Annotated in this window: 16 protein-coding genes and 2 pseudogenes; 13 read left to right on the top strand and 5 right to left on the bottom strand. The window is 62.2% G+C overall.

Annotated elements, in window-relative coordinates:
* Positions 1 to 51: 51 nt before the first annotated feature.
* Positions 52 to 477, bottom strand: a complete 426-nt coding sequence (locus CQ13_RS42920; RefSeq protein WP_156433663.1) for a hypothetical protein — start codon at positions 475 to 477, stop codon at positions 52 to 54.
* Between the two features lie 161 nt (positions 478 to 638).
* Between CQ13_RS42920 and CQ13_RS14110 the strand changes: the two genes are divergently transcribed.
* Positions 639 to 1,877 (top strand): alpha-amylase family glycosyl hydrolase, encoded by a 1,239-nt coding sequence (locus CQ13_RS14110; RefSeq protein WP_156433662.1) that lies wholly within the window; start codon positions 639 to 641, stop codon positions 1,875 to 1,877.
* A gap of 241 nt (positions 1,878 to 2,118) precedes the next feature.
* Here the strand turns inward: CQ13_RS14110 and CQ13_RS14100 are convergent, their stop codons facing one another.
* Positions 2,119 to 3,144: a Gfo/Idh/MocA family protein gene (locus CQ13_RS14100; RefSeq protein WP_057843445.1), complete on the bottom strand. Its 1,026-nt coding sequence runs from the start codon at positions 3,142 to 3,144 to the stop codon at positions 2,119 to 2,121.
* Positions 3,141 to 4,127, bottom strand: a complete 987-nt coding sequence (locus CQ13_RS14095; protein WP_057843444.1) for an MDR/zinc-dependent alcohol dehydrogenase-like family protein — start codon at positions 4,125 to 4,127, stop codon at positions 3,141 to 3,143. Before CQ13_RS14095 ends, CQ13_RS14100 begins: the two co-directional genes overlap by 4 nt.
* A gap of 245 nt (positions 4,128 to 4,372) precedes the next feature.
* Between CQ13_RS14095 and CQ13_RS14090 the strand changes: the two genes are divergently transcribed.
* A complete protein-coding gene (locus CQ13_RS14090; RefSeq protein ID WP_197427334.1) occupies positions 4,373 to 4,630 on the top strand; it encodes a hypothetical protein in 258 nt (85 codons plus the stop codon).
* Positions 4,631 to 4,821: 191 nt separating this feature from the next.
* Here CQ13_RS14090 and CQ13_RS14085 read toward each other — a convergent pair.
* A pseudogene (locus tag CQ13_RS14085) lies at positions 4,822 to 5,514 on the bottom strand (thiamine pyrophosphate-dependent enzyme); the annotation flags it as partial.
* A gap of 88 nt (positions 5,515 to 5,602) precedes the next feature.
* Here CQ13_RS14085 and CQ13_RS44405 point away from each other — a divergent pair.
* The 5 genes and pseudogenes from CQ13_RS44405 to CQ13_RS40975 all read left to right on the top strand — a co-directional run bounded on the left by CQ13_RS44405 (position 5,603) and on the right by CQ13_RS40975 (position 8,490).
* Entirely contained in the window at positions 5,603 to 5,917 is a 315-nt protein-coding gene (locus CQ13_RS44405; RefSeq protein WP_057843442.1) for a hypothetical protein, read from the top strand.
* Between the two features lie 11 nt (positions 5,918 to 5,928).
* A complete protein-coding gene (locus CQ13_RS44400) occupies positions 5,929 to 6,354 on the top strand; it encodes a phage holin family protein (RefSeq protein WP_057843441.1) in 426 nt (141 codons plus the stop codon).
* The gene (locus tag CQ13_RS14070; protein WP_057843440.1) at positions 6,332 to 6,553 is read left to right on the top strand and encodes a DUF3618 domain-containing protein; all 222 of its coding nucleotides are present in this window, start codon (positions 6,332 to 6,334) and stop codon (positions 6,551 to 6,553) included. Before CQ13_RS44400 ends, CQ13_RS14070 begins: the two co-directional genes overlap by 23 nt.
* A gap of 3 nt (positions 6,554 to 6,556) precedes the next feature.
* Positions 6,557 to 7,372 (top strand): hypothetical protein, encoded by an 816-nt coding sequence (locus tag CQ13_RS14065; protein ID WP_057843439.1) that lies wholly within the window; start codon positions 6,557 to 6,559, stop codon positions 7,370 to 7,372.
* Positions 7,359 to 8,490: pseudogene (locus CQ13_RS40975) on the top strand (YihY/virulence factor BrkB family protein). The gene CQ13_RS14065 and the pseudogene CQ13_RS40975 overlap by 14 nt, the downstream one beginning before the upstream one ends.
* A 293-nt stretch (positions 8,491 to 8,783) precedes the next feature.
* On the opposite strand, the gene CQ13_RS14055 reads toward CQ13_RS40975, so the two are convergent.
* The gene (locus CQ13_RS14055) at positions 8,784 to 9,341 is read right to left on the bottom strand and encodes a YciE/YciF ferroxidase family protein (protein ID WP_057843437.1); all 558 of its coding nucleotides are present in this window, start codon (positions 9,339 to 9,341) and stop codon (positions 8,784 to 8,786) included.
* A gap of 1,736 nt (positions 9,342 to 11,077) precedes the next feature.
* Between CQ13_RS14055 and CQ13_RS14045 the strand changes: the two genes are divergently transcribed.
* From CQ13_RS14045 to CQ13_RS14020, 6 genes are all read left to right on the top strand, one after another.
* Positions 11,078 to 12,226 (top strand): amidohydrolase, encoded by a 1,149-nt coding sequence (locus CQ13_RS14045; protein WP_057843435.1) that lies wholly within the window; start codon positions 11,078 to 11,080, stop codon positions 12,224 to 12,226.
* A gap of 258 nt (positions 12,227 to 12,484) precedes the next feature.
* Positions 12,485 to 14,821, top strand: coding sequence for a TonB-dependent receptor (locus tag CQ13_RS14040; RefSeq protein WP_057843434.1), 2,337 nt, complete (start codon positions 12,485 to 12,487; stop codon positions 14,819 to 14,821).
* Between the two features lie 385 nt (positions 14,822 to 15,206).
* Positions 15,207 to 15,434, top strand: coding sequence for an MbtH family protein (locus CQ13_RS14035; protein WP_057843433.1), 228 nt, complete (start codon positions 15,207 to 15,209; stop codon positions 15,432 to 15,434).
* A gap of 22 nt (positions 15,435 to 15,456) precedes the next feature.
* A complete protein-coding gene (locus CQ13_RS14030) occupies positions 15,457 to 16,212 on the top strand; it encodes a thioesterase II family protein (protein WP_082637453.1) in 756 nt (251 codons plus the stop codon).
* The gene (locus CQ13_RS14025) at positions 16,181 to 17,149 is read left to right on the top strand and encodes a TauD/TfdA family dioxygenase (protein ID WP_057843431.1); all 969 of its coding nucleotides are present in this window, start codon (positions 16,181 to 16,183) and stop codon (positions 17,147 to 17,149) included. Before CQ13_RS14030 ends, CQ13_RS14025 begins: the two co-directional genes overlap by 32 nt.
* A gap of 54 nt (positions 17,150 to 17,203) precedes the next feature.
* Positions 17,204 to 26,956, top strand: coding sequence for a non-ribosomal peptide synthetase (locus tag CQ13_RS14020; protein ID WP_057843430.1), 9,753 nt, complete (start codon positions 17,204 to 17,206; stop codon positions 26,954 to 26,956).
* Positions 26,957 to 26,958 lie beyond the last annotated feature (2 nt).

The following is a 26,958-nucleotide window of genomic DNA, read 5'->3' as shown; positions in this document are numbered from 1 at the left end:
CGCGTTTCCGCAGCCGAACGCGATTGCGGCGCTTACCCTGACGACTGCCGACTATTCAACGCCGGTTCCGCGCGACAGTGGCTGATTGATTCCCATTGACGCACCGCCGATCATGCCCTTGGCAGCCGCAGTGAGCTGGGCCACATGGCCGTTGTGATGCGACACCCGAATTTGATACGCGCCGCCGTACTCGGCTTGGCGCTGGCGCTCGCGAGCGCACTCTCCGCCGATCAGGTTCCGCTTGCGTTCAGCACCCGCGGCGGAGATGCATGGGACTTCTACAGGTCGGTAGACGTCATCGTGCCTGCGGGCCGTTGCGATCATATCGCGATCAGCTCGCCGCTGACGACTGCTGTGCTGCCGCCGGATCGAGGACAAGTTCACATCCGCGTTCCGCTTCAGCCGGGCGAGAATGAAATCAAAGCGGAATGCCGCGAACATGGCGTCGTGCAGGGGGCGGCGCAACAGAACTGGCATGTTCGGCTTCGCAATGTGCCGACGACGTGGATTCATGTGTCGGAGAGCAGCAAAGGCCTGATACTCGATGCGCAGGCGAGTGCACAGGCGCCGATCGGCGGCAGCGCGATCACCAGCTACGAATGGCGGACACGCGACAGTAATATGGCCTGCTTGCCGGCTTGCCGGCGAACGATCCGCGCATTGAACTGCCGGCATCGGCGCCGGATGGCGAGTACATTGTCAGGCTGAAGGTGACGGACGCCGCGGGCCGCAGCGACGAAGGTGCCGTCATGCTTCGCTCGCAGGGTGGCGTACTGCGAGCCGTCGATCCCCTTCGTGACCATTCCGCATGGATCGACCGGGCCGTGGTCTACGGAGTAGTTCCGGCGCTGTTTGGCCCGCGAGGTCTGGCCGACGTCACGGCGCGCCTCGATCAGCTTTCCGATCTCGGGATAACGGCGCTTTGGCTCGCACCTATCACCGAAAGCCCGCCGGGTGATTTCGGCTATGCCGTGACCGACTATTTTGGTTTGCGGCGTAGCCCGGGAGCAGGGGAGGACCTGCGCGAATTGATCCGGGCCGCCCACGCGCGCGGCATCCGTGTCATCATGGACTTCGTGCCAAACCATTTGTCAGATCAGCATCCCTATTTCACGGACACGATCGGGGGCGCCGGCGGCTCGCCCTATTTCGACTTCTTCGCCCGTGGCCAGAACGGAAGCGCCGAACATTACTTCGATTGGTCCAATCTCAAGAACCTGAATTATTCCAATCCGGAGGTGCAGCGCCTGGTCATCGAGGCTTTCGCGCATTGGGTCCGCGAATTCGATGTCGACGGTTTTCGCGTCGATGCCGCATGGGGACCGAGACAGCGGGCGCCCGATTTCTGGCCACGGTGGCGCGCAGAGCTGAAGCGTATCAAGCCCGATCTGCTGCTGCTCGCCGAAGCTTCCGCGCGCGATCCTTATCACGGTCATAACGGCTTTGACGCGGTCTATGACTGGACTGACAAGCTCGGCGAATGGGCATGGCACGGGGCTTTCGAGGATGAAGCAAACACGGCGCGCCGCCTGCGCGCCGCGATCGAGGCATCTGCGTCCGACGCGCTGGTGCTGCGCTTTCTCGAGAACAACGATACTGGAGCGCGTTTCCGTTCGCGCTACAGGCTCGGCCGTACCCGCGTCGCCGCGGCCATGCTTCTGACACTGCCCGGCATTCCCTGCCTTTATACGGGCCAGGAGATCGGAGCGGCCTACGAGCCGTACAAGGATCCCCGTCAGATCGCGTGGGACGATGTTGACGGTCTGCGGGGCTGGTATCAGCGCTTGATTGCGCTCCGTCGCGACAATCCTGTTTGCGATCGCGTGATCTCCGCATGCGCGATGTCGCTCCGGGGGAACAGGTCCTTGTCTATGTGAGGCCGGGCGAGGCGCCGTCGGACAGCATTCTGATCATATTGAACTATGGTCCATCGCGCGCCGATGTCACGATCGGAGCCGATACGATTGCGCTGATGCAGAGCAGGGAGTTTGTCGATCTGCTCACAGGTAATGAAATCATCCCGACGGTTCAACGGTTTCGGTCGCGGGCCACGCCGTTCGCATCCTTAAATCGAAAAAGGACGCCGCGATGCGGTGACCTAAGCTGCACGCCGCCGGTCTACCTGCCATAGATGCGGTCGAGCACTTCTGCGACGTCGGCAAATCGCTCAGCGGACGGATCGAAGCTGTTTCCCGCGGCAAGCCTGCTTGCCCACTCCACGGCGGCGCGTCCGAACCATGCGTCGGGCGGCACCGTCAGGATTTCGCGCGCCGTTCCGCGATAGAGCTCGGCGACGAAATCATAAAATGACCCATTGACGTTTCGCAGCGCTGCCCCGCCACGGGTGCCATAAAACGCGGCGGAAATCACGGCGTCCTGCCCGGCCGGAAAGCGCCACGAACAGCCAAGGTGCACGCTCGCGCCGGTCTCCAGGTCCAATGTAGCGAATGCGTAATCTTCGGCTCGGCCGGCGCAAGCGGAAAGCGGCTCACCCTGCGCGAACAGCCTTGAGGAGGTGCGGGTCACTGCTGGGAAATCCAGTATCCACAACGCGAGATCGACGAGATGAACGCCGAGATCGATCACGCAGCCGCCGCCCGACAGTTTTGGATCGTAGAACCACGGCTTGTCCGGTCCGTACGCGTTGTGAAAGGTGAGCTCCACGGCATAGATGTGACCGAGGTCGCCTCCGCGCACCAGATTGCCGATCTGGCGCATCGCTTCCGTAAAACGATACGAGAGATCGACCGCCAGCAACCGGTTCGCCGAACGAGCCGCCTCGATGACCGCGCGAACTTCTGATGCCGTGCGCCCAAGCGGCTTTTGACAGAAGACCGCTTTGCCACGCCTGAGCGCTTGGATAGCCTGCTCGGCATGCAGCGCAGTCGGCGTCGCAATGACGACGCCATCGAGTGCTTCGTCCAAAAGCTCGTCGAGGCTCGACATCGCCTTGGCGCCGGGTGCGAATTCTGTCGCCTGAGCGATCATGGCCGCGGAAGGATCTGCGACTGCAGCGATATCGACCGTATTGGCTTCGGCCATCGCCCGCATGCGATGATATCCGATCCAGCCTACGCCGAGAAAGCCGATACGAGGCCGGGCGGTCGCAGGGGCGCGTCGAGCGTCGGCCAGCCTATCGGTCATGTGAATGTCACCAAGGCCTTGAGAAACCTGTCCGGACGGTCGCGCGTGGCATTGAGCGCAGCTTCCAGCCGGTCGAGCGAGAAGCGGTGCGTATAGAGTGAGCTCGGATCGAGCTTGCCCGATACGACGGCGTCAACGGATTCCCGGATGCCTCGCATGTAGACCTGCGGATCGCGCTCGTGCGCGTTGATCACATCAATCCCGCGCCAGTTCCAAAGCTGCATGTTGATCTGGCGCGGGCCATCCTGATGATAGCCTGCGATGATCAACCGGCCGCGTTCGCGTGTGAGCTCCGCGGCAAGATCGAGGGACTGCTGCTTACCGACAGCCTCGATAACCCGATCGCATAGTACGCCGCTGGTCAAAGACGCGACCTGTTTGACGATGCCGTCGTGCCCGTTCATCTGAATGCACTCGGCGGCACCCATCCGGCGCGCCACGTCGAGCGAGAAGCCACGCCGGGAAATGGCGATGATATGCGCACCGGCGTTGGCTGCCAGCCGCGTCAGGATGGCGCCGAGAAAGCCGATGCCGACAATGGCAACGGTCTGTCCGGCGCTGATGTCGCTGCGCCGAAAGATATTCATGGCGCAGCCGAGTGGTTCGCCCGGAAATGGCTCGCCGTCCATTGCTGCCGGAAGCGGAACGATGGCATCGGCGTCGGCCACATCGTATTCGGCGTAGCTGTGATACGAGAGCGCGGCGACGCGGTCTCCCGGCGCTAAACCCACGACGTCATCTCCAACAGCATCAACGATGCCCCAACCTTCGTGGCCAAGACCGCCGGGGTCGGTAGGATATCGCATCCACTCCGGACCGGCCCATACCGCGAGATTGGATGCGCAAACGCCGCACCCCTGCAATCGAACGCGCACCTGACCAGGAGCCGGTTCCGGCCGGAGTACGGTCTCGATACGGATTTGACCAGGGCCCGCAACGACGGCGGCACGCATCGTTTGTGGAATCGGAGAGATCTGGTTCATAGCATTGCGAAAGCCAATTCCCGGCGCGTCGACGCGCGTCCCGCTTTAAACCACCGTCCGGTGGAACTGGTTCCTTGCGCGAACCGACTTATCTCACCGCTATTTGCGTTCAGGCTGCTGCATCGAACGCGCACGGTGCCATGTATGTCCTCATTTTGGAACTTTGCTTGCTGTCCGGCGCTGATGACATGAAACTCTAGCCAGCCGCCGTCTGCCGTCATCCAAATTATCTTTTCGAAATGCCAGTGGATTTCGCGCTGACCGTCGCAACTAAGCCCATCGAAATGAATTTTACGCGAATGGTTGAAATCGACGTCCTGGAAAAGCCGATCGGTCGTATAAGAGAGACCTGCGCGATGATGGGCATCGCGGAGAAATTCGATCGCGCGCTTCCCGATCTCGAGACGTTTCTGGAAGCCGAAGTGGCGAGGGGAGAGACCAGAGAAACCAAGCTCACCTTTGATGGGCTGCTTTATCTCAAGCAGTTGCTGGCGAAAGGTTAGACTGCGGCGCCGCAGCATGCCACCCTGCTAGTCGATCCGTGCATGGCGCTTTCCCAGATTGAAGATGAGCGCCTTCTTCTGGAGGCATTTGCCCCGGGTGCCCGACTGCATCTTCTTCTTCGGCCACAACACCACCACCAATGCGCCGGGCATGCTGCATCCGCTTCAGGAAGCCGCGCAGCGCGGCGTCCTTCGGGATCCGTCTTTACCTCCAGCACCACCGGAATTTTGCTGGCCAAGGCCTGGTCCCAGGCTGGTCCAACTTGCTCGGGTCGGTCAACATAGATGCCGTACAGCCCGATCAATTCGGCGAACCGCGAATAGGAAACATTTGGGATCCGCTGCGACGCTTCGAACTTCGGATCTGCATTGATGATCCGCTGCTCCCAGGTGACCTGATTGAGATCCTCGTTGTTGAAGACGCAGACAATCCAGCGATGGTCTTCCCATTCCCGCCAGTATTTGGCCACGGTGATCAGCTCGGCCATGTTGTTCATCTGCATGGCGCCGTCGCCGACCAACGCGATGACGGGGCGATCCGGATCGGCATATTTGGCGGCGATTGCATAAGGCACAGCGGCGCCCATCGACGCGAGCCCGCCCGACAGGGAGGCTTTCATGCTCCGGCGCATTTTCAAGTCGCGCGCAAACCAGTTGGCGCACGAGCCGGAATCGCTCGTAATGATCGCGCCTTCCGGCAGTCGCGGCGACAATTCCCAGCCTACGCATTGCGGATTGACCGGCTCGGCCGGCTGGCGGGCACGGGCTTCCAGCGCCTTCCACCAATATCTGACGTTGGCTTCGATGGTCTTGCGCCAATCTCCCGCGGGTTTCTGGTGAAGTTGCGGCAGTAGGCCACGAAGTGTTTCGGCGGCATCGCCAACCGCTAGAAAGAAAGGGGATAATGCATGCGCTCGAACCGCAGAGGTTTGAGCGTACAGTGGAGGGATTCGCATGCAAGCAGCAGACGCAATGGCCGAAGCCGAACAGGTTGCCGAGCGGAAAAAACAGACCGGCGCGAACCAAGTCGAGGAGATGGCCAAAGCCGTCCATGGCGCGGCCGAAGAGCTTGGGCAGCAGTTGCCGAAGGCCGCCGAGTTCGTACACGCCGCGGCTTCGCGGCTCGAAGAGGGAGCTGGTGCGCTTCGACAGCGCAACGTCGAGGATATGATAAGGACGTTCAACGATTTCTGGCGCAAGGAGCCTCTCGCCGTCTTCGGCGGCGCGGTGCTCGCGGGATTCGCGATTTCCCGCTTTCTCAAGAGTTCCGTCGACAATCGACCCTGAGGAGAGACGTCATGCCCTTTTCGAACCATGCGAGATCGGTACCTGACATCATCGGCGATCTCTTCTCCCAACTGGCGACGCTGCTGCGCAAAGAGACCCAGCTCGCCCGCGCGGAGATGTCGGACAACATGCTCAGCATCGGGCGAGGTCTCGGCCTGATCGTCGGAGGCGCCGTCCTCCTGATCCCCGCCCTGGTCATCCTGCTTCAGGCGGGGGTCGCCGCGCTCACCGACCGCTACGGCATAGTGTCCTATTGGTCCGCTCTCCTGGTCGGGGGAGCGGTGTTGATCGTCGGGATCGTCCTCCTGCTGGTCGGCATCAGTCGGCTGAAGATCGAGAACATCGCACCGAGCAAAACCGTCCACCAGCTCCAGCGGGATGCATCGGTGGCAAAGGAACAAGTGAGACAGGACCATGAGCCACGTCGAGCAGCTTGAACGAGAGACTGAACAGACCCGAGCGGAGATATCGAGCACCCTGGACGAGCTGCGCGCGTGCATGACTCCCGGACACGTGCTCGACCGACTAGCCGACCGCGTCAGCCAGGGCGCTGGCGCAGCCTTCACGCGGAACTTGAAGGACCAGACCGTCAACAATCCGCTTCCGGTGATGCTGATCGGAGCCGGCTTGGCGTGACTCATGCTGGGCTCGCGCGGGGCTTCGGCCGGCGGCTTGATGCGCGGCACCGCAGACCGTCTGCGCAATGCAGCGGGGGATGCGGCGGACAGCATGCGCAGCGCGACCGATAGCGCCAGCAGGACTGCATCCGGCAGGAGCAGCGAATGGGGCGATGCGGCTTCCAGGCTCGGCAAGGAGACGGGCGCGAGCCTCAACTCGACCGCCGAGCGCGCCAGACAGTCCGCCACCGAGGCGGGGAGCATACGGGAAGCCGCCGGCTCGGTGGCTGGATTGGCGCAGCAGGCCACCTCCGATGCCGCCGACGCAATGCGAGATACTGCCGGCGCTATGACCGATTCCGTGCAGCGCTCCGCAGCCGCAGGCTACGAAGCGGCCGCCGACAGTGCACGCCGAACGGCCTCCACCCTCTCGGAATCAACGAAAGCCGTGGGACAACGGACCTGGCAGACGGGCAGCACTTTTGTCGATCTCTGCCGCGAACAGCCGCTGATGCTGACCGGGCTTGGAGTTGCGATCGGGGCTTTGCTGCCACCGACCGACACCGAAAATCAGCTGATGGGGCGGACAAGCGACCGCGTGAAGGAACGCGCCCAAGACGTTGCGTCTGAGCAATGCCAAGGCGTAAAGGAGGCCGGCGAGCGCGTCGTTGAGGCGGTCCAGGACGAAGCCCAACAGATGGCGGGGATGGAGGAGGGCGGATCGAAGGACGAGATGGCCGGACACGCCAAAGCCCATGAAGCCAGCTTGGCGCCCGAGCAACACGCCGATCCCGAATGGAAAGGACAACCCTGGAAAGCTGAAAATGCGCCCCTCTGACCAAGGGCAACTTCCTCGGATAGACGACCGCCCGCCGATTTGGGCTACCGTGACCACCGTAGCATTGTTCGTAGCCGGCTTTCGGCCGCGGCGGTTTTCGTCGGTACCAGTCGATCACACGCGAAGGCTCCCGGCATCGGATGAAGGGCGCGGCCGTCTCGCAAGCGCGCCCTCGGAGATTTCGGCGCGCGGATGGAAGGACATTCTGCTCCGGGTTTTGCACAATATCTCCGAACACCGGATCATTGCTCTGGCCGCCGGCGTGACGTTCTACACTCTGCTGGCCATATTTCCTGCCATCGCGGCCCTGGTTGCCGTCTATGGGCTGTTCTCGGACCCCCAACGCTCACTGTTCATCTGGAGCAACTGTCGGGCTTGCTGCCAGGCGGCGCGATCGACGTCATCCGGACGAACTCACCCGGGTCACATCCCGGCGCGGCAGCACGCTCGGGCTGACCTTCATCGTCGGGCTTGCCGTATCCCTGTGGAGCGCGAACGCGGCGATGAAGTCGGTCTTCAACACCCTCAACATCGTCTACGCCGAAACAGAGGCGCGAAGCTTCATCAAGCTGAACGCCATCTCGCTTGCGTTAACCGCGGCCGGCATCGTCTTCGTGCTCGTGGCCATCGCCGCATTGGTCGTTCTGCCGTCCGCACTCAATTATCTAGGCTTATCGGAGTTCACAGAATTTCTGGTGTGGGCCGGTCGCTGGCCGCTGCTGTTCGCTGTTGTCACGTTCGCGCTTGCGTTTGTTTATCGCTACGCACCATCCCGCGAGAAACCGCGATGGCAGTGGATCACGTGGGGGAGCGCCTTCGCCGCTTTCGCGTGGATTGCGGCCTCCATGCTGTTCTCGTGGTACGCTGCGAATTTCGGGAGCTTCAATCGGAACTACGGCTCCTTGGGCGCGGTCATCGGCTTCATGACCTGGATCTGGTTGTCTGCGATCGTGATCCTGATCGGGGCCGAACTCAACGCCGAAATGGAGCACCAGACCGCACGCGACACGACGACGGGAGCGGCCGAACCAATGGGAGCTCGTGGTGCTCGCACGGCCGATACCGTTGGACCGGCGCAGACCTGGCGGGCAGATAACACACGCCGGCGTGCCAGTTGAGCTTGATACCGCCATTCGATCCCGAGCATCTGGCGAAGTGCTCATACGATGCGAGCAGCAGCCACGCCAGTATCGTCGCCACTGATTCGGCTAGCCGGATGTCCGTGGAGTCGTGCCAGACGTGTGCCTTGATCGCGAGCTCTACTGCTTGAACGTCAGTGTGTTCCGCCTGTCAAACATTAGCCGAACGCGGTCGTTCCACGGCATCCTTGGTGCAAGACACCGAGCCGGCGCGGCCTCGGAGGCCAATGTAACCAGCGCTCGGCGCCCCATGATTTCGCGGGCTTCCCTGGTCAGGCAGCCTCCGCTTGCTCTTGCTCCGCTTGGAGGTTGATCACTGACGTCGCAAGCTCGGTCAGCGTCTTGTCGGTTGCTTCCTCCTCATCCAGCGTCTCCTGAAGTAGACGTGCGGCATCGGACATGCCGAGCTGTTCAGCCCAGGTACGAAGGGTGCCGTAGCGGGAAATTTCGTAGTGCTCGACCGCCTGGGCGGCAGCGATAAGTCCGGCGTCGAGAGCAGGCATCCCACGAAATTCCTTCATGATTTCCGCACCCTCATCAGCGATGCCATTGATCGCCTCACAAGGCTTTCCGCGGGCGGGCTTGCCGATGATACGGAAGACGCGGTCGAGGCGTTTGACCTGACCTTGGGTCTCCCGAAGGTGTTTATTAAAAGCTGCAGCCAACTCCTTGGATTGTGCCGCCTTCGCCATCTTGGGCAATGTCTTGATGATCTTATTCTCAGTGAAGTAGATGTCCTTGAGCGTCTCGTGGAAGAGGTCGCTCAGCTTCTTCTGCGGTCGACTCGGGCGACGCGCCGCCGAGTTTCGCTTCTTCGCTCGTTTTGCCATAACTTCTCCTGTAGCCCCGTTTGGAAGTGCCCCTTGATCAATGTTTGCGTGACATCGAAGGTTCCAATTGGGTTCGAGCGGGCCTGATAGCGTAACGGCAACCCTATTCCAGAAGCCAATCCAGGGACGGTCTCAGGCGTTGGGTTGCATACTCGGCGTACGATAGGCCATGGCTAAAGGTCATAAAACGTGGTCCGAAATCGACCAGGCGTCTGGCCGCCGCCGCAGCTCGTTGCGCTTCGATGCGCCTTCGGCCATCAGTACCGCGCAGAATTAGCTAGGGGGGTGTCCGGTACCGATGGCGGATGAAGCCGGGAAGTCAAAGGTTTGCCGGCGAAGGAAAATGTCAGTGTCTGCCAACAAGCTGGAGAGTAGCAAGTCGAGTCCCGATTGGTAAACCGAAAGCCGTGAGTCCATCCCAATTCTGCCAGTTTTGGGTTTGAAGCGAGGCGTAACCAGCAGACCACGTTCCAAATAAATCGGCGCCGCCGCGTCTCGTTGCTATTGTTGTGCCCTAGGATTGCAATTCCAGTAAAGCGCGATCTCCCTATTCCAATAATACCAGTCAAGCAGGGAATAATCCGGCATGAAAGGCGGCGACACCGGGCCGACCAGGTCAAAGCCGTCGACCGGGGGCAGCCGCCAGGGCCTTGCTCCATTTTTCCATGACGCGATGATTTTGTTCGTTGACGGGGGTCGCGAAGCGATCGGCGCCAGCTCCGCCAGAGCCTCCGCGTTGTTTGCGGACCTTGCCAGTGCTTGCAGGCGAGCGATGACGAGCTCGAACGCCTTCTCGAAGGTCGCCCTTCCAACGACTTGGCACGTGCCGACATAGGATAAAACAAATCAGGGCGTTCCTTGAACGGATATGAACTCCCAGGGATGAACCCCAGGAATAGCCAATCCTGTGCTTGTGCAAATGGGCTCGCAGATACTCCGCCAGCTCGATTCCATCCTGTGTCATCCGCTCCAACGTCATGTCGGCGCGATCGGGTCTTCGGTCTTGCCTCAGGTCCGCCCGGTACCGCGTTGATCCCACCTGCAATTCGGCTTCGGCGGGATCACGCTGGATGCTCACGTCGATGCTGCAGCAGGCGGCGTATCGGCAATCGTGTCGACGCCCGAGCAGCCACAAGGTCCAGGCCTCTGCGTACACAATGAGCCGCCGACTCCGAGCACCTGTTCTCCTCAAGAACGCCGCAACGAAATCGCAACGAATTGGTTGAAACGACCGTGAACCAACGCGACGGAAACGTCTGTCACGGCAGAAAAATCAATAACATGGAAGATGCTCACTGCGTTCGGGACGCAGGGGTCGCAGGTTCGAATCCTGCCACTCCGACCAACTATCGTTGCCATTCATTTACAGGGCTTTTTCTGATTGCTGGCGGTTCCCGAGTCAACCGCGGATTCCCCTTCCAATGCCGAACATAGATGTGCGTTCCCGCGGCGCATGGCGTCCGGGGCTTGCCAGTCTCACCCTCGAAAAGGGAGAGTGCAGGGAATGCCGGGTGCCGGCTCGCACCCGCGGTCTCGTGTGCAATAAGCGCTAAGAGATGCGCACACGAGCATACAGGTACAGCCGGAGCATTCCGGCATTCCCTGCGCAATGGTTTGACGGCTTACGATTCGTTTGGAACATCTCGAAGGAGAGGTTGAATCAGATTGCGTACGATCGATGAATTTTTCAACGTCCGCCATATCGTCTCAATGGTCACGAACCCCGGGGATAGCTCATGTTCTTGCGCGAACAGGACCTCGCGGAATTGGTTTCCTGGCGCCGCGAACTGCATCGCAGGCCGGAATTGTCGGGGCAGGAGAAGGACACGGCGCAAAGAGTACAGGCGTTTCTCAGGGCAGCCGGGGCTGACAAGGTTGTCACGGAATTGGGCGGGCATGGCGTGGCCGGGATCTATCACGGGAGGACGCCCGGCCCGACGATCATGCTTCGGGCCGAACTGGACGGACTGCCGATTCAAGAGACATCCGCGATTCCGCATCGGTCCGAGGTGCCGGGAAAAGCGCACCTCTGTGGCCATGACGGTCATATGACGATCCTGGCAGCCGTGGCGCGCGATCTCTGCCGAACGCGTCCGCGCTGCGGGCGGGCCGTGTTGCTGTTCCAACCCGCTGAAGAGGATGGATCGGGCGCGGCTTCCGTGCTTGCCGACGAAAAATTTCAGCAGCTCCAGCCGGACTTTGTGTTTTCCTTGCACAATCTGCCGGGCCTTGCGCTGGGCGAAGTTACTATCGCAGAAGGCCTGGTCAATTGCGCTTCGCGCGGCATGCAGATCGCATTGTTCGGCCGAACAGCGCACGCGTCGAATCCTGAGCTCGGCGTTTCGCCGCAAGCCGCCATGGTCCGGCTGCTGAACGAAATCCCTGCGCTGGGACAGGGCGGCGAGCTCACCTGCGAATTCTCGATGGTCACGGTCACCCACGCGCGGCTGGGCGAGCCGGCGTTTGGAATCTCGCCGGGTCATGCCGAGCTTTGGTTGACGCTCATACCGCTGACGGATGCAAAGATGGAAAGCATCCGCTTGCAGGCTGAGAGCCTGGTTCGGCGCGTTGCCGAAGACGAGCGGCTGAGAGTGGAGATCGCCTATCGCGACGTCTTCGCTCACTGCATGAACGCGCCGGAGGCCGTCATTCACCTGAAGAAGGCGCTTGATGCCGAAGGCATCGCGCACTCCGCGCGGGGGCTGCCGCTGCGCGGCTCTGAGGATTTCGGCCTGTTTAACCGGCAAGCGAAATCTGCGATGTTTTTCCTGGGCGCAGGCGTGGATCATGCCGGCCTGCATGCGCCGGACTATGATTTTCCGGACGAACTGATCGAAGTCGGCTCGCGGGTCTTCATCCGCACGTTGCGCAATCTGTTGGGTTGATGTGGGACGAATCATTTTCCAGATACCGCTGCACACATCACGACTCGGCCGACGCTTTCGCGTTCAGCTTCGAAAATTAGAACGCTTAAAAATTTCATGCGGTTTAGAACGATTTGAAAAGTGTGAGGTGTTGCCTCATCGCCACTAATGCAATCCGTTATGTGCACGCTTCGTTACCTTAGATGGCTTCTACTCGCCGTTTCCACCTCAGAAGTTAGAACGAGCCGGAACCTGCTTGTGGGCTTTTGGGGTGGAAGTATGACGCATCGAGTCGCTGCCAGAAATGTTATGCGCGCTGTTTCGCTGGGAGCGGTGAGCTATCTTGCGCTCTCTCTGGATTTTGCCGGTGGCTCGAGCGCCTTCGCGCAGAACCTGCCACCCGTCACCGTCGATGCTCCGAGCCAGCAACGCGCGCGGCCCGCGGCAGCACGGAGAACGCAAACGTCGACGTCGCGCGTGCAGCGGCGCGTCGCTGCGCCTGCGCCGCGTCGGGTCGAACCGGTTCCGTATGTGACGCCTTCGACTGGAACGGTCGGGGCGCCGCCCGCGCCCTATGCTGGCGGACAGGTGGCGACGGGGGCTCGGCTTGGATTTCTCGGCAATCGCGGCGTCATGAACACGCCGTTCAGCCAGACTAGCTATACTGCGGAGCTGATGCAGAACCAGCAAGCACGCACCGTCGGCGATGTCCTGTACAACGATCCTTCGGTCCGGATGAAGACGCCTGCCGGCAACGGCATCGACGGCCTCTACATCAGGGGCTTCTACCACGACAGCGGCGACTATTCCATGAACGGCCTCTATGGAATGGCGCCGTTCTATTCAACATCGGCGAATTTCCTCGAGCGTGTCGAGGTTCTGAAGGGACCGGGCGTACTGCTCAACGGCATGCCGCCCGCAGGCGCCGTCGGAGGCAGCATCAACCTCGTGACGAGGAGCGCTCCTTACTTCGACATCACGCAACTGACCGCACTTTATGCATCAAAGTCGCAGTTCGGAATGCAGGCCGATGTCGCCCGCCGCTACGGTGAAAACAAGGAATGGGGAATCCGGTTCAACGGCCTGGGACGAGGTGGATCGACCGCATATGACCGGCAGACCTCCGAGTTCGGCAATGCCGTGCTTAATCTGGACTACCGCGGCGAGCGTGTGCGCTTCTCCACGGATATCGGTTACCAGGCCGAAAATCTCAATCCGCCGCTTCGGTTTCTGACGTTCACCACCAGCCCTCCTTTTTCCACCACCATTCCGGTTCCGGCCTTGCCGAAGCCCGGCACCAACTACATGCCGGACTGGGCGACATGGAAACCGAGGGATGCGTTTGCGATGACGCGCGGCGAAGTCGATCTGACCGAGTCGGTTACTGCATATGGCGCGGTTGGATACCACAGGAGCGAGATCGATTATATCTATCCGTCGCCACGCATCACAAACGCCAATGGCAACTGGACAGCCGCTCCTTTCAATGGACGCGACGTCTATGACAACTACGTGGGTGAGGTCGGCATTCGCGCCTCTGTCGACACTGGCCCCATCAACCACCTTCTGACTGTCAACTACTCGGCCTTCGAACGAGACTATAGCTCATTCGGCAAGGCAGGCGCGGCCGTCTCTTCAAACCTGTACAACCCGGTCGCGATCCCTTACCCGAACTTCGCCACCGTCGCTCAAAATCTGGAAACACGGACGAAGCTTACCAGTGTCGGCATCGCCGACACGATGTCGATGTTCAACAACAGGCTTCAACTCATCGTCGGGGCCAGACGACAGACAGCGGGTGTGGACAGCCTAAATCTTCTGACCGCCGCCAAATCGAGCGTCGATGTGCCGACCTGGAGTCCCGGTTATGCAGTAATCGTGAAGCCGCTGGAGAACGTCTCGCTCTACGCGAACTACATTGAAGGTCTCAAGGCGCCGGAGGTTGTCACCGGAGCCACAACGTACTCGAATGTCGGAGAGATCATTCCGCCCGCGCAAACCAAACAGAAGGAAGCCGGCGTCAAGGTCGATATGGGTCGCGTCACGGTCACCGCGAGCTGGTTCGATATCACCAGTCCGAACACGATAGCGGTCGCCGTGCCTGGACAGACTTTACCTGCAAGGCGTCTTGCCGGCGAGCAGCAAAATCGTGGCGTAGAGCTCTATGCTTTCGGCGAGATTTCGCCGACGGTTCGGATCCTGGGCGGCGTGACTCTCATCGACGGCGAAGTGATCAAGCAATCGACCTCGGCTGGATCGTTGATCTTCAACTTCAATGGCAAGGTACCAGTGGGTGTGTCGGCGTTGAATCTCAATCTTGGCGCCGAATGGGACACTCCCTTCGTGAACGGGCTTACGCTGACGGGCCGGGTCATCCACACCAGCGAGAGTTATGCCAATGATGCGAATACGCAGGAGCTGCCGGCATGGACGCGGGTCGACCTCGGTGCGCGCTACACCTTCCTGTCACCCTGGAACGGCAAGCCAATCGTCATTCGTGCCAATGTAGAGAACGTCTTCAACGAGGCTTATTGGAACTCCTATCGCACGGTAAGCAGCGCCGTATCCCTTGGCGCCCCGCGCACTTATCTCTTATCAACGACATTCAACTTCTGAACGCCGCGTCAATCTAGCCACCTGCAATTCGTGCCGCCGCGGATCTCATCCGCGGCGGCATTTCTTTGATCTGATGGTGTCGCAAAACTGACGGATCGAAATTGACGACAATGCGATGAAAGAATCGTCGCGCGCTGGATGTGCGAGTTCGAAAATCGAAAAGGTTCCCGCCTGGCGAGTTAGAATTGCAAGAAACTGTGCATCGCATTGCCCATCAGTCACTTGTCATGCGCGTCGGCCGCGCAAGCGCGGAGGTTGCATCGTGTCACGCTATCGCCAACTTGGAGCTATTAAAAACTTCGTCGTCGATATTGCTTTGACGATGATTTGCTTCTGACCTAGTCAACACTCCATTGCTTTCGTTTACTGAAGAAGGGACCGAACCATGATGGTGTTCGACAGAGACGACGTCACCTTCACCGTCGTCATCAATCACGAAGAGCAATACTCCATCTGGCCGACGTTCAAGGAAATTCCGGACGGCTGGAAAGCAGTGGGCAAGACGGGCAGCAAGAAGGAATGCCTCGAACACATCGAGCAGGTGTGGACCGACATGCGCCCGCTAACGTTGCGCAAATTCATGGACGAGACGGCCCCGCAGAAGTCGGCTTAAGCCAACGGAGCCTTGTCTTCCGATGCGGCTTCTTTGTCTGCCTTACTCCGGCGGCAGCGCCATGTTCTATGCGCGGTGGCGCAGGCTGTTGCCGTCATGGATCGATGTCCGGCCGGTGGAGTGGCCCGGGCGCGGCGCACGCATGGACGAGCCGCTGGCGACCGACCCGCACGCGCTTGCATGGCAGCTCGCTGCAGAACTTCACGCCCGGCTTGATGCGCCCTACGCGCTGTTTGGACACAGCCTCGGCGCGCTGATTGCGTTCGAACTCGCGCATTTCCTGCGTGATCGTGGCGCGCCTGCTCCGGCTATTCTCTTTGCCTCGGGCGCCGAGGCGCCGGCCGTTCGAGACGGCAGCAAATGGCGCCTGCCATTGAGCGACGAGGCGTTGCTGAAGGAACTCCGCGATCTGCAGGGCACGCCGGATGAGGCGTTGTCGAATGCGGAGCTGATGCGATCGGCATTGCCGGTGCTCCGCGCCGATTTTTTGATGTGCGGCGCCTATGTCTATCGGCGGCGGCATCCGTTGTCGTGTCCCGTGCACGTCTTCGGCGGCGCCGACGACGAGACCAGTCACGAATCGTTACAGGCCTGGCGGCAGGAAACGTCGGCGGAATTCACGCTCGACGTGCTGCCGGGCCATCACTTCTTCATTCACACGCAGCAAGCCGAACTGCTCGGCCTGATCGGGTCGGCCCTGGCCCGGCGGTCGGGGCGATCGATTGGTTCGCATCGGAGCGAGGATCATGAGCGTATTCTCCGTCCAGCCACTCATTGAAGGCAAGCGTCTTCCGTTGTTGCTGAAGGCCGACAAGGCCGGGCAGCCGCTTGGCGCGGCGCTTCCCATGCTGCGCGACACCATCGACCGGCATTTGACCGATTGCGGCGGCATCGTGTTTCGCGATTTCTCTCTCGACGGCCCTGACGCGTTCCGGGCGTTCGCGGCCGATTTCGGTCATCCGCTGCTCACCTACGAGTTCGGATCGACCCCGCGTTCGCAGGTCACCTCCGGCGTCTACACCTCCACGGAGTACCCGCCGCACCAGCATATCCCGCTGCACAACGAGCAGGCCTACACGCGCGATTGGCCGATGAAGATCTGGTTCTATTGCATGCAGCCGGCGCAGGAGGGCGGCGAAACGCCGATCGCCGACAGCCGCGCCATCTATCGCGATATGCCGCCGGCGATTCGGGAGCGTTTCACCGAGAAGGGCGTGATGTATGTGCGGAACTACGGCAATGGGCTCGACGTCGACTGGCAGCAGGTGTTCGGCACGGAGTCCAGGGCAGAGGTCGAGGCCTACTGCGCCGGGCACGACATCGAATGCGAATGGAAGGAAGACGGCGAGCTTCGCACGCGCCAGATCAGTCAGGGGGCGGCACGGCATCCGGTGACGGGAGAGTGGGTCTGGTTCAATCAGGCCCATTTGTTTCATGTCTCCAATCTCGAGCCGGAAGTGCGCGAGAGTCTGCTCGACGTGGTCGGCGACGAGACCGAACTGCCGCGTAACGTCTTCTACGGCGACGGTTCGCCGATCGACGACGAGACGCTCGCCACCGTCCGCAACGTTCTCGAAACCCACAAGATCAGCTTTCCCTGGCAGGCCGGCGATGTGGTGATGCTCGACAACATGCTCACCGCGCATGCGCGCGCGCCGTTCAAGGGGCCGCGCAAGGTGATCGTCGCGATGGCGGAAGCGCATCGGCAGAACTGATCGGCATTTTCGGGCGACGAGAATAGTCGTCGCGCGCGAACTGGATTCGAGAAGATGTACAGAGACAACCTCGTCGAACGACTACGGTGCCACGCCGCGTTACGCCCGGACGGGATCGCGTTGCGCTTCCTGGAGGGAGACAGCGTCGCCGAAGAGCTGACGTTTGCCGGTCTCGACGCCCGGATTCGATCCGTCGCAGCCCGGCTGCAGCAGTTGGGCGGCGCGGGCGAGCGCGCGGTGATCCTGCTGCCCAGCGGCCTCGACTATGCCGTGGCGTTCTATGCGTGCCTGTACTCGGGTGTGATCGCCGTCCCGGCCTATCCGCCGGAGGGCGGCGTCGAACGTTATGCGGGACGTCTCCACGGTATTCTGCGCGACGCGACGCCGCGCTTCATACTGACCGAAACCATGCTGCTTGGCGCGGTGGAAGCGGCACTTCCCGAACTGGCGAATGTGGAGATCATCGCGGTAGATGCGATACCGGCGGCGTTTGCAGCGGAGTGGCGCGAGACGATGCCGGAGGCGGATTCCGTTGCCTTCATGCAGTACACGTCCGGATCGACCTCGCAGCCGAAAGGCGTTTGCGTCTCGCACGCAAACCTGACGGCCAACGAGAAAGCCATCGAGGCCGTGGCCCGAGGGACGCTCGACGACGTCTTCGTAAGTTGGCTGCCGCTCTATCACGACATGGGACTGATCGGCGGATTGCTGAATCCGCTGTTTACCGGCTTTACCGCCGTCCTGATGTCGCCGCGCCATTTTCTCGAGCGGCCGCGACGCTGGCTTGAGGCCATCGATCGTCACGGCGGCACGATCAGTGGCGGACCCGACTTTGCCTTCGCGCTGTGTGCCGACCGCATTTCCGGCGAAACGATCGGCCGGCTCGACCTCAGCCGCTGGAAGTTTGCATTCTCAGGCTCGGAGTTCGTTCGCAGCAGTACGCTCCGCAGATTCGGGGAACGATTCGAGCCGGCCGGGTTCGATCGACGAGCGTTGAACGCCTGCTACGGCTTGGCCGAGGCGACGCTGCTGGTGACGGCAGGTGACCTCTCGACCAAAACTGTCAGCTATACCCTCGATTCGGCGGCGCTTGCGGCGGGGCGCGTCGCAACAGCCGACGAGGGCACTGACCTTGTGTCATGCGGTCGGGCGGCCGCCAATCATGTCACGCGCATCATGCGCATTGATGGATCGATGGCGGCAGAGGCCGACGAAATCGGCGAGATCTGGGTCGCCGGCCCAAGTGTCGCGCTCGGATACTGGAACAATCCCGAAGCCACGCAAAAAGCCTTCGTCGAGCGCGATGGTATGCGTTGGCTGCGTACCGGAGATCTCGGTTTCGTCAAGGACGGCACGCTGATCGTGACGGGCCGGCTCAAGGACCTGCTGATCGTTCGCGGCCAGAATGTATATCCGACTGACGTCGAGCAGGCGGTCGAAGCCGAGGTCGAAACCGTCCGCAGCGGACGGGTTGCCGCGTTTGCGGTCGAGATCGATGGACGGGAAAGCATCGGCATCGCGGCAGAGTTCAGCCGTACCGTTCTCAAGCGCAGCGATCCCGAGGCTCTTGCGCAAGCGATCGGCGAGGCCGTGCTGCGGCAGGCGCAGGAATATCCGGCCATCATCGTCCTGTTGAACCCGCAAGCGATGCCGCTGACGACGAGCGGAAAACTGCAGCGCTCCGCCTGCGCCGCCGGCTGGGCCAACAACACGCTCGACAGCTTTATGGTGTTTGAGCGAGGCAGACGCCGCGATGGCGCGACGCTGACGGCGCCCGTAACCGACACCGAGCGCGCGCTGGCATCGATCTGGTGCGAGGCGCTGGGCGTCCGGGCCGTGCATCGCGAGGACGATTTCTTCGTGCTGGGCGGAAACTCGATCGCGGCGGGCCAGATCGCCGCCGCGCTGCGCGAACGCTTCGGCGTCGAGTTGGAATTGCGCAGCTTTTTCGACGCGCCGAAGCTTGACGCATTCGCTGATCATATCGACGCCATGTTGCGCGAGGGCGCGAAGAGGGCGCTTCTCCCGATCCAGCGGGCAGCGGCGGCCGATCGCGTGGCCTTGTCGCATGCGCAGGAGCGGCTGTGGTTTCTCTGGAATCTGGACCCCGATGGTACGGCCTATACGGTCGCGAGCACGACCCGGCTCAAGGGAAAGCTCGACCATACCGCCTTGTCGCAGGCGATTGCGGAGATCGTTCAGCGTCACGAAGTGCTGCGCACCACGTTCGTCGCAACGGATGGTCGCGCAAGACAGATTATTCACGACGCTCTGTCCGTCGATATCAGGCACCAGGATCTTCGGGGGCTTTCTGCCGGGCATGCGGCGGAAGTCAGGCGATCCGAACTCGGAAAACCGTTCGACCTTGTCAATGGGCCGCTATTGCGGGCGGTGTTGCTTCAGTTCGCAGATGATGCGCACGAGTTGCTGCTGCTTGCTCATCACATCGTCGTCGATGGATGGTCGCTCGACGTGATGCTCGAAGAGCTGGCGGGACTCTACCGCAACGGCACCGGGCAGGACGCAGGCCGGCCGCCGGTGCCGATGATGCAGTATGCGGATTTCGCCGTCTGGCAGCGAAACTGGCTCGCTTGCGGCGAGGGAGATCGGCAGCTCGCGTATTGGCGCGCAAAGCTGGGTGACGCGCACCCCGTGCTGGCTCTGCCCCATGACCGGCCGCGTATCGCAACGCAAAGTCATGCCGGCGATACGATCGGCCTTGCCATAGACGGCGCGCTGGCCGCTCGATTGCGGGAGATCGCCGCAAAACATCGCGTGAGCGTCTTCATGCTGCTGCTCGCGGCATACCAGGGGCTGTTGTATCGCTACGCGGGGCAGGGCGATTTGCGCGTCGGCGTGCCGGTCGCGGGGCGTCGTCACGCCCAGCTCGAGCGGCTGATTGGCTGCTTCGTCAACACGCTGGTGCTGCGGGCCGAGATTGCCGATGGCGCAACCTTCCCGACTCTGCTCCAGCAGGTCAAGGACGCGGTGATCGAAGCGCTGTCCCATCAGGATCTGCCGTTCGAAATGCTTGTCGACGGGCTGCGCCCTGAACGAAGCGGTGGGCACAATCCGCTGTTCCAGGCCAAGTTCAACTACATGACGGCGCCGCGCGGGTTCGACGGCGTCGAAGGGCTCACGGCCGAGATCGACATCATGGACCTCGCGGGTTCGCATTTCGATCTCGCGCTCGACATCGTCGATGGCGTCGGCGGCATGAAGGCAACGTTCAACTACGCCACCGATCTGTTCGATTCCCCGACGATCGCGCGGCTGGCCGCACAATTCGGCTCGATGCTGCGCCAGATCGCCGAAGATGCGGAGCGGCGGATATCAGACTTCGTCATCGACGATGCGAACCGGCAGGTGGTGCCGAGCGAGGCAGCCGTGTTCGGATTCACCGATGTGGTCGGTCTTCATCGCGCGTCGACGATCGATCGCCATGCCGCGGTTGCCATCCGGTGCGGCAGCGAGACGCTGACGTTCGCCGAGCTGGAGCGGAAATCGAACCGCATCGCACATATGCTCGCCAGCAAGGGCGTGACGCGCGAGGTGCCGGTTGCGCTGTGGATCGAGCGCTCGCCGGCCTTCGTTGTCGCGCTGCTTGGTGTGCTGAAGGCGGGCGGCGCCTATGTGCCGCTCGATCCGAAATGGCCGCTGGGGCGCATCAGGCGCATCCTGAAGGACGGGGACATCGATATCGTGCTGGCAGCCGGCGATAAGCTGGTGGAAGCGCGTGCACTCGATTGCCTCGTGCTCGATGCTGAAGCCGAAGCTGCGCGCGGGAACACATCGAGCGTACCGCTCGATAATGTGATCCACCCGGCGCAGGCCGCTTACGTCATCTATACCTCCGGATCGACCGGGACGCCGAAGGGCGTTGCCGTCTCGCACGGTGCGTTGGCCAATTACGTGCAGGCCCTGCTGCAACGCCTGCAGCCGCAGCACCTGGCGAACATGGCGATGGTCTCGACCGTGGCGGCGGATCTCGGCCACACGGTCCTGTTCGGTGCGCTCGCCTCCGGCGCGACGCTGCATTTATTTCCGCCCGAAGTGGTGTTCGATGCGGATGCGTTCGCGAAAGCCATGCGGGACCGCGACGTCGGCATTCTCAAGATCGTACCCAGCCATCTGCGAGGCCTGTTAAAGGCTTCGGGCTCGGCCGACCTCCTGCCGAGCGATGCGCTGATCCTCGGTGGGGAAGCCAGCGATCCCGCGCTGTTGAACGAGATTCGGCAGTTGCGGCCGCAATGCCGAATTCTGAATCACTACGGGCCGACGGAAACGACAGTTGGCGCGGTCACGCACGAATGTAAGCCTGAAGGCGAGACAGGTTCGGTTCCGATTGGCTTGCCGCTTGCCAATCTGCGCGCGCACGTTCTGGATGATGCGCTCAACGAGGTTCCGATCGGCGTAGCCGGCGAACTCTATGTTGGAGGCGCCGGCGTCGCGCGGGGCTATCGTGGCGAGGCCGGCTTTACCGCCGAGCGCTTCATTCCGGACCCGTTTGGATCGGCCGGAGAGCGGCTGTATCGCACCGGCGATCGCGTTCGCTGCGATCGGGCAGGCCGGCTGATATTCCTCGGCCGTGGTGATGATCAGATCAAGCTGCGCGGCTATCGCATCGAGCTTGGTGAAGTCAGGCGCGCGATCGAGGCGCTGCAGGGGATCGACGACGCGGTGGTTGTCGCACGCGCCGTGGGCGATAGCGCCGAACGCCAGGAACTCGTTGCTTACTGTGTGCCCGCGATGGGCGCCACGCCGAAGCCGGATGTGATCAAGCAGCAATTGGCTGCGGTAATGCCGGAATACATGGTGCCGTCGCACATCATTGTTCTGCAGCGGCTGCCGCTGACGCCAAACGGCAAGGTCGACCGCAAGGCGCTGCCGGAGCCGGTGGGAGATGTGGTGGCCGCGAACTATTCCGCGCCGCTGGGAGACACTGAGGAACAGATTGCGGCCGTTTGGCGTGAGGTGCTCGGTCGCGAACGCATCGGCCGCAACGACAATTTCTTCGAGCTTGGCGGCGATTCCATTCTCAGCCTGCAGATCATCGCACGCTTGCGCAAGCGCGGCATTCGCCTGACGCCGAAGCAGGTCTTCGGCCAGCAGACGGTGGCCGGATTGGCAGCCGTCGCCGCCGTCGCGGCAGCACCGTCAGCAAGGAAGGAGAGTTCGGCCGCAAAGACATCGACCGATGCCGCAACCGGCATGCGTCATTTGCTGCCCATTCAGGCACGTTTTCTCAGCGAAGACATCGGCTACCGGGATCACTGGAATCAGGCCGTGTTGCTGGCCGCGCAATCGCGGATGGACTGGGAGACGCTGCGGCGTGCGCTGGCGATAATCGTCGATCATCACGATGCGTTGCGCCTGCGGTTCGCGCAAATCGACGGCGCGTGGCGCGCGGCGCAGAGCACGCCGCCGCCGCCGTCGGAGTTGCTGTGGATCCATACCGATGTCGAAGACGCGACACAGGTCACCGCGCTTGCATCGGCCGCCCAGCAAAGCTTGTCGCTGTCCGCGGGTCGTTTGCTGCGTGCGGTGGCGATGGACCTTGCGGACGGCAGCCAGCGGCTGCTGATCGCTATCCATCATCTGGTTGTCGACGGCGTATCCTGGCGGGTCCTGCTCGAAGACCTCGCTTCAGCTTATGACCAGTTGAAGAGAGACGCCGCCGTGACGCTGCCGCCGAAGAGCGAGTCTTACGCGACCTGGGGCGAACGGTTGCATTCGTATGCAGCGACCAGGGAGCTTGCCGACGAACTGCCGTTCTGGCTCGATTGTGCGGCGGGTCCAAATCTGCCATGCGACGATGATCATGGCGGCGTCGATCGGGTCGGTGACGGCGAAGAGGTGTCACTGGTGTTCGATACCGAGGTGACGTCGAGGCTGCTGCAGGAGGCGCCGTCGGCCTATCGGACGCAGATCAACGATCTGATGCTGGCGAGCCTGGCGCGTGCCGTGTCGCGCTGGAGCCAGCGCGACGATGTAACGGTCGAGCTCGAAGGTCACGGCCGCGAGGACATATTTCCCGGAGCGGATGTTTCCCGGACGGTCGGCTGGTTCACGACAGCCTTCCCGGTGCGGCTGCAAGGCGGGTCGGACGACCACGCCTCCCTGATCAAGACGGTGAAGGAAAAGCTTCGCGCGATTCCGAACCGTGGGCTTGGCTACGGCGTGTTGCGCTATCTCGGCTCCGAGGACCAGCGCAACGCGCTGGCGCAACTGGCGGAGCCGCAGGTCGTCTTCAACTATCTCGGTCGCTTCGACGGTAGCGTGGGGGCTTCCTCGCTGTTCGGATTCGCGCCCGAGAGCGCGGGTGCGTCGCGCAGCGCCGCCGCTCCCTTGCGGGGATGGCTCAACATCACCGGTCTGGTGCGTGAGGGATGTCTGCATCTGTCCTTCGGATATGGACGCAAGCGCTATCGGCGAGAGACGGTGGAGCGGCTGGCGAAACTTTACGAAATGGCCCTGCGCGAGCTGGTGGCGCATTGCTGCAGCGGAGCATCTGGTCTCACGCCTTCGGACGTCGCGTTGTCCGGGCTCGACCAGGCCGATCTCGATCGGTTGGGAACGACTTTGGATCTCCGCAGCATCGAGGATATCTATCCGCTTTCGCCAATGCAGCAGGGCATGCTGTTCCACGCGGTCCGCGATGGCGACAATGATGCCTATGTCAACCAGGTCGGGCTCGAGCTGTTCGGCTTTGATGCCGACAAGCTTCGAGTCGCGTGGCAAGCGGTGTGTGACCGGCACGCCGCCCTGCGGACCGGCTTTGTCTGGCAGCACGTGTCAGGCGCGGCCCAGCAGGTCGTGCACCGTCACGTGAGGGTGCCGTTCGTCGAAGAGGATTGGCACAACCGGACGGCAGCGCTGGAACGCAAAGGCGGACGCGCTGAACTGGATGCCGCGCTGGCGGAAGTGTCGCGGCGGGAGCGCGAGAACGGCTTTGACGTCTCTCAGCCGCCGCTGCAGCGGGTGCGGTTGATCCGGCTCGACGACAAGCGCCACTGGCTGATCTGGACCCATCACCACATCTTTGTCGACGGCTGGAGCTCGGCGCGGCTGGTTGCGGAGGTATTTCGGCATGTGAGCGCGGGCACACCGCCGGCCGTGCAGGGAAGCTATCGCGACTACATTGCATGGCTGCAAAGTCGCGATCACGCAGGCGCCGAGAAATTCTGGCGCGACGCTTTGGCAGGGCTCGAAGCGCCGACCCTGCTCGCGAGTCCGCCGGTTACGAACAAGGCATCAGAGGCGGAAGGACACGCCAGCATTGCGCTTTCGGTGAATCCGGAGTTGACCGAACGGCTGAAGGCATCTGCGAAGCGCGAGCGGGTGACGCTCAATACGCTCGTTCAGGCGGCGTGGGCGCAGTTGTTGCGGCGGCATTCGGGGCAGGCCGCCGTCTGTTTCGGGGTGACCGTGTCGGGCCGTCCGGCAGACCTGCCGGGCTCCGAGGAGATGGTGGGCCTCTTCATCAATACGTTGCCGATTGTCGACGCGCCTAGCCCGCAAGCGCGTGTCGGTGAGTGGCTGCGTCAGTTGCAGGAGCAGAACCTCGCTCTACGCGAGCATGGCTGGACGCCGCTCTACGAAATCCAGCGCCTCGCCGGCCAAGCCGGGCAGGCTCTGTTCGATAGCATTCTGGTGTTCGAAAACTATCCGATCGATGAGGCGCTGCGGCGAACGGGGGAGAGCGGCCCGCGCCTGGGACGGGTGCAACATGTGACGCCGACAAATTATGCGCTGGCGGTTGCCGTGTTCGCCGGAAGCGAGCGGCTCGATCTCGAGTTCAACTACGACCGCGCCCGCTTTGACGAGGTTGCCATCCGGCGCCTCCGGGACATCCTGCATGGATTGCTGGAGCGGATCGCCGCCAATGCGGAGCGACCGATCGGCGATCTCGGATTATCCGCCGGCGACGAGGCCCGGCGAATTCTGGAATGGAGCGGTGCCGGCCGTTTGGCGGCAGGTGCTCCATATGTCGGTGTCGTCGCGCATATCGAGGCGCAAGCCGCGCGGGCGTCTTCTGCCCTTGCGATTGTGTGGGGCGACCAGCGCCTGAGCTATGGCGAGTTGAACGCCCGGGCCAACCAGCTAGCGCGACGGCTTCGCCTTTGGAACGCCGGTCCGGATCGCCTGACCGGCATCGCCTTGACGCGCAGCCCTGAAATGATGGTCGCGCTGCTGGCCGTTCTGAAAGCAGGCAGCGCCTATCTGCCGCTTGATCCGGATTATCCGGCCGAGCGGCTCGCCTACATGCTGCGCGACAGCGCGGCGACACTGGTCTTGACGCAAAGCGCGCTGCTCGAACCTCTCGCGCCGGTGCTGCGCGAGACCGGCGTCGAGGCCTGGTGCATCGACGAGCCGCAGCGGCCCGTCGGCGAAGATACAGCCAATCTGAATGTCGGGATTCATCAGGATAGTCTGGCCTACGTCATCTACACGTCGGGTTCGACCGGGACGCCGAAGGGCGTGGCGGTAACGCATGGGCCGCTGGCCATGCATTGCGAAGCGATCGGCCGGTTGTACCGTATGACTTCCCGCGACCGGGAGTTCCAGTCGGCCTCGATCAATTTCGATATTGCCCACGAGCGCTGGCTGGTGCCGCTGATGACAGGTGGCTCGCTCGTGCTGCCGTCCAGGCCAGGTCTATTGATCGACGACCTCGTCGATGAGATTGCAAGAAACTCGGTAACGTCGATCTTTCTGCCGCCAGCTTATGCGGATCAAATGAGCGCAGCGTTGCGGCAGAGTGGGCGCCGGCTTTCGATCAGGGCCTGCATTGTCGGCGGCGAAGCTTGGTCGGATACCGGAATCAAAGCGCTCCGCCAGACCGCCGACGTAGACCTTCTGGTCAATGCTTACGGCCCGACCGAGACGGTGATCGCGCCGACGGCGTGGCTCGTCGACGACGCTGCGTTGACGCCGGGCCTGCCGGCCCCGATCGGGCGGCCCGTTGGCATCAGGTCCGCCTACATTCTCGATGCCGACCTCAACATCGTGCCCGTTGGCGTTACCGGCGAGCTGTTCATCGGCGGTGTTGGGTTGGCGCGAGGCTATCTGAACCGGGGCGCGCTGACGGCGGAACGGTTTGTCCCGGATCCGTTCGGCGGTAGGAGCGCGCGCCTCTACCGGACCGGCGATCTTGCGCGGTGGCGGGCAGACGGCGTGATCGACTATGTCGGCCGCGCGGACCAGCAAGTGAAGATCCGCGGCTTCCGGATCGAACTGGGAGAGATCGAGGCGCGTCTGCTCGAGCAACGCGGCGTGCGCGCCGCCGCCGCGGTGACGCGCGAGGGCAGGACCGGCCGTCAGTTGATCGCCTATGCGAGCGGCGAGCCGACCCTTGACGGCCGCGCCTTGCGCGATGCGCTGTCGGCCATTCTGCCCGACTACATGGTGCCATCGACGATCATGGTGCTCGAGCAATTGCCGCTGACCCCCAATGGCAAGATCGACCGTCGCGCATTGCCGTCGCCGCACGAGGATGCCCAGGCCTACCGCCGCTATGAGGCGCCCGAGGACGAAATCGAGATCGCGCTGGCGAAGATCTGGGCCGAACTGCTCGGCGTCGACCAGATCGGACGCAACGATCACTTCTTCGAGCTCGGGGGACACTCATTGCTGGCGGTCCGGGTACTTAGCCGGGTGTCGCAGGAGATCGGCGTGTCGATCCCGGTGTCAGATCTGTTCGTTCATCCCGACCTCGCGTCATTCGCGCGCGTCGTGTCGATCAGGCTGATCGAGCAGGAGTTCGATGCCGATGAGCTCCAGGATCTGATCGCGGCGGGGCAGTGAAC

Origin of the sequence: Bradyrhizobium retamae, assembly GCF_001440415.1 — a bacterium.
Lineage (GTDB): Bacteria > Pseudomonadota > Alphaproteobacteria > Rhizobiales > Xanthobacteraceae > Bradyrhizobium > Bradyrhizobium retamae.
Note: the sequence above shows the minus strand (reverse complement) of the source record. Positions and strands in the feature narration are given on the sequence as shown.